Origin of the sequence: Bathymodiolus platifrons methanotrophic gill symbiont, assembly GCF_002189065.1 — a bacterium.
Taxonomy (GTDB): domain Bacteria; phylum Pseudomonadota; class Gammaproteobacteria; order Methylococcales; family Methylomonadaceae; genus Methyloprofundus.
This window is the reverse complement of the sequence record NZ_BDMN01000432.1, coordinates 1-4,498: the sequence shown is the minus strand read 5'-3', so window position 1 is coordinate 4,498 and position 4,498 is coordinate 1. Positions and strand designations below refer to the sequence as shown.

Genomic DNA, 4,498 nt, shown 5'->3' with positions numbered 1-4,498 from the left:
ATAGTTTCAATTTTACCATAAATAATTATTGGGAAACTTCAGCTACTAAACTTATTGTAACTATTTGTTTTAAAATCAAAAGTTAATCTAAAAATATAAATCCATACCCGCTCAATGTGAGGGGAAACCTTTTATAAAACGAGATACAACTTGTCCCTTAACCCCTCCCCAAGGCATAGTTCTCTGCATAGGGTATGAGATATAAAGCCGTCGTTTAGCTCTTGTTATTGCCACAAAGGCACTGTTTCGTTCTTCATTAATATCAGCAATAGTCTTAGCCCGATAATCAGGAAACACACCTTCACACATAGACATCAAAAAAACGATTTCTTTTTCCAATCCTTTCATTGTGTGCACTGTGCTTAAGGTTAATCCATCATTAATAACGTCTTCAGTTAACTGACCTAATGCCATCGCATTTCTAAATGCCTGTAATGAATCACCCAAACCTTTTTGTTTAAACCGAGTCCAGTATTTTTGAAACTCTTTTAATTCAAGAATACTTATTTCCAACTCAGATTCATAATTTTCCAATTGTGGAGCATCAGCAAATTTCTCTAATTTATCAATAAAGGATTTAGTTAGTTTTCTAATATTAGGTTCATCAATATCCAGCTGGTCTATTACTACTAACAATTCTGACTGTAATTCAGGAAACAAAATTTCTGAAATTAAAACATCTTTGGACCATTTCTTTAAGATTTCATTATTTCCCCATTCAGAAGGAGAAGAAAGCTTTAATAAAGAACAAAGCTTCTTACCATCCACCCAATCTTTAGGATTCAGTTTTACACGAATAGCATAATCTAATACGCTACAAAATAATGAACTAGGCTCTACTTGCCTTTCCCCTTTTTTTAAAGAAAATCGAATTTCAGACTTATTTAAAGCGTCTTTTAAAGCAGAAAAAACATATCGGTTTCTAGCAATAACAACCATCTTATCCAGCGTTATTTCGCCTTCAATTTCCTTATGTGTTTTCAGCTCTAAAAGGTGCTTAATTTGATTAACTATCCAATTAGCTTCGTCAATCTCATTGGCTTGATCTTTAACTGTTACAACACCTTGTAAAGCAAAATCACTTTCTTTCTGTGACCCTGGTTTTAATTTGTTTGCAACATGAATAACAGCCTTGCTACTTCGGTAATTTTCCTTTAACTCATAAACTGATGGCTTAAAATCATCAATAAAAAAAGAACAAAGATATTCAGATGAAGACCCATTAAATCCATATATCATCTGATTCGGATCTCCAACCATTAATATACTGGTAATTGACTCACCACAGAGTGCCTTTATAAACTCGTATTGAATTTTATTTAAATCCTGTGCTTCATCCACACAAATATGCTTATATTTAGCACGATAAATATTAGCAACCCAGTCATGGAGAAAAAGTATTTTATAAGCATACTTTAAAATATCATCATAATCGATGCCCCCACTGGCAAGCAGTGCATTTTGATAGTCTTGATATATTTTCCATAATCGTGAATCATTTGGATATTTCTCAACAACCTCACTTTCATTAAGAATTTCACGTTTTATCGCAGCAAAAGCATCCATATGTTTTTGCATAACACCTTCACGGTTACGTCTCTCTCTTGAATCTGAAACATCCAGATATTCATCAATATCCACATTATCATCACGTAAAGATTGTAAAAAAACCTCCATCCTATCTTTATCACGCTCATAGATATGCAATTCAGCAGGAAGCCCTATGGTATGTCCGTATTGCTCCAATATACGTTGAGCAACAGAATGAATAGTGGCAACCCAAACCCTGTCTTCTATAGCATCAACATTATCAAGACGTTCAGCCATTTCTTCAGCCGCTTTATTAGTGAATGTTAAAGCAATAACACTGTCTTTTTTAGTGTTTTCAAGAATAAACCGGATTCGTTCAGTCAATACACGAGTTTTCCCTGAACCAGCAGAGGCTAAGACTTGTAGTGAATTTTCAATGGGAGCTTTAACAATAGATTCTTGATCGGGTGATAATGCCATCATAATATCCGCCCCGCTTTAATTTTTTTAAATAATTCAATTATTTTAGGTGGTAATTTATCAGAGTCCAATTTACATAATTGCTCTGTAACAGCTTGAGCATACATTGGCTTTTTAGTATCTAAAATTTCCAACATTGCTTTTTTTTGCCCATCAGGAGAATAATAATCACGTAAAGGCGATTCAAATATTGGCTGCTTACAAGTTTCACAGGGGGGCTGGGAAGTTTTTTGTGGTTTTTCTTGAGTACCTTGCTTTTTTTCTATCCATTTATCAATTTTGTCAGGACCATCAATTTTCACAATTGCATCTTTTATTGACTCCTCAAACCCTGAATCAAGCAGATACCCTTCAAAATCAGTTCCATCCAATATTGTTATATTCGGGCTATTACCAATATCGGTTTCACCAAATATTTTGTCATAGTTCTTTTTTAATTCTTGAGTTGTCTTTACTTCGCCGTCACTAAAAACAAAAACAGGGATATTAAAATCATATGCAAATCTCAAAAATGGTCGATACTTTGCTCCTGAGCCACTCACCCCAATGAAATTTATTCCCATTGAAAATGCATTGTCACCAAAATATTTAGTAAATAGCTGTGGTAAAGATTGTTCCTCAGTTTCACCCTCAGACAAAACAATTGCTTTAGAAAAAAGTAACTCACCCCTCGAATGAATGACCTCCCTCTGCAATTTACGTTGGTCTTCAGGGTCTACTAAGTCAACATTGAGTTGGTTGACACATACACCTAGAGATGCAATTGATAATGCTCTTAGTTCACTTTGATTAGCCAATGCAGCAAGATATGGCGAATGAGTGCTAATAATTATTTGTCCATTAGAAGCGATAAGCTGTTTATAAAGTTTTCGTTGAGCGTTAGGGTGCAAATGTGCCTCAGGTTCTTCAGCAGCAATCAAAGGGAAAAAAGGTTTTTCTTCTTCTTGATGATTTTTTCCCGTTAATTCGACAAACGCTTTTACCGTTAGCATAGATGCCCAGCTTCGGGTTCCCATGCCGTGATATTCCATGGAAAACGAATTATTCGCCTGATCACCAAAATGAACAGTAAATTGCTTTGAAAGGTCTCTTATTTTTTTGGGAAAAGGCGTTATTTCTGCTTCACCAGAACCTTGAAAGGATTGGTTCAGTTGTTCTAAATGTTCTTTTAAGTCCTGTAAAGGCTGACTTTTTTCGACAGCCTCATCATTAACAGCCTTAACCAGTTCTTCCAGCTTAGTAATATCGGCTTTATCATATTCCACACTGGAAAGCACTTTCCCAATAAATGAAGATTTCTCTCTTAGTTCTTGATGTATATCCCGTTGGGCATCTATTGAAATAAAAGATAATGCATCAAATCGTTTACGCAATTGATTTTTACGTTTGGTTGCTTCACTTTTCCAATTTGGATAATCAGGCCAGCGATCCAGAGCAAATCGCGTAATACTAAAACCTCCCTTTATTCTATCCTGTTCACATTCTGTTCTTAGAGCTAGAAATTGATCTCCATTGGCTTCTGATCGAATCTTATCACCAAAATGCTCAACCCATTCATCATCAAATAATACTGGCTTACCCTTACCCTCTAAATCCATAGCTACAACACGAACATCAACTAGAATGGACTCAATCCTATTATCATCAGCGTCAATATAAAAATCTTCTTCTGCCAAATAACGAGAATAATCACCCAAAGCCAATTGCATAGCCTTAATCACTGAAGTTTTACCCGAATTATTTGTTCCTATTAATACAGTAACGCGAGGCAATGTAATTTCAAGTTCAGCAATACCCCGAAAACCCGCAATACGAACTTTATCGACTAAAATACTCATACACTCACCCTAGAAACTGTCTGTATTAATTGGAGTTTACCTGGTTCTGTCGCAAAAAAAACAAATATCTGTGTTAAACCGGCTATAACCTTTTTTTATGCCGCTCATGAATAGAGCACCATGCAGGAGAAAAATATTATCACCCCATCGCGATAATTGAACGGATAAGCCAGGTGTGTCCTGGTGTTCAGGAAAAATATTTACTTAAATAATGACGCTCAATTTTTAATTGAGCATGCTAACCTACTTTGGGTAAAATTACATCTTATGATCGTAGATAATAGGATAGTTTTGTTTTTGCGACAGAACCATGCAATTCTGCCTAAAATGAGTCCACTTAATCCACAATACTTAACTAAGAAACAAAGTGTGTTTCAAAAGATTGCCGACTTTATTGAGAAATTTAAAGGCGTGGGTGGCAAGGTTTTATACAGGTATTGTAATGTGGTAACGAAAAGTAATAGCGCCACTCACATGATTAAATAATTTCTGTATTGCGGATAAAGGGGTATCTACGTCCTATGTTAGCTGATACCCTTCATTGTGACACACAATACATCACTTAAATAACTTTGAGAACACCCCTCTAATAACTGGTTTATCTGATGATGTTTCGCTTTGTGTCGTATCAATTTTATGTTCAAGTAATG

At 35.3% G+C, this 4,498-nt stretch carries 3 protein-coding genes; 1 reads left to right on the top strand and 2 read right to left on the bottom strand.

The window, feature by feature from the left end:
• Window positions 1-111: 111 nt before the first annotated feature.
• Together CDZ78_RS18845 and CDZ78_RS18840 are read right to left on the bottom strand one after the other, a co-directional pair.
• The gene (locus CDZ78_RS18845) at window positions 112-2,013 is read right to left on the bottom strand and encodes an ATP-dependent helicase (protein ID WP_087871352.1); all 1,902 of its coding nucleotides are present in this window, start codon (window positions 2,011-2,013) and stop codon (window positions 112-114) included.
• A complete protein-coding gene (locus tag CDZ78_RS18840) occupies window positions 2,010-3,848 on the bottom strand; it encodes an ATP-dependent nuclease (protein ID WP_087871351.1) in 1,839 nt (612 codons plus the stop codon). The genes CDZ78_RS18845 and CDZ78_RS18840 overlap by 4 nt, the downstream gene beginning before the upstream one ends.
• 327 nt (window positions 3,849-4,175) lie before the next feature.
• Between CDZ78_RS18840 and CDZ78_RS21470 the strand changes: the two genes are divergently transcribed.
• Entirely contained in the window at window positions 4,176-4,334 is a 159-nt protein-coding gene (locus CDZ78_RS21470) for a hypothetical protein (RefSeq protein ID WP_167374408.1), read from the top strand.
• Window positions 4,335-4,498: the final 164 nt, after the last annotated feature.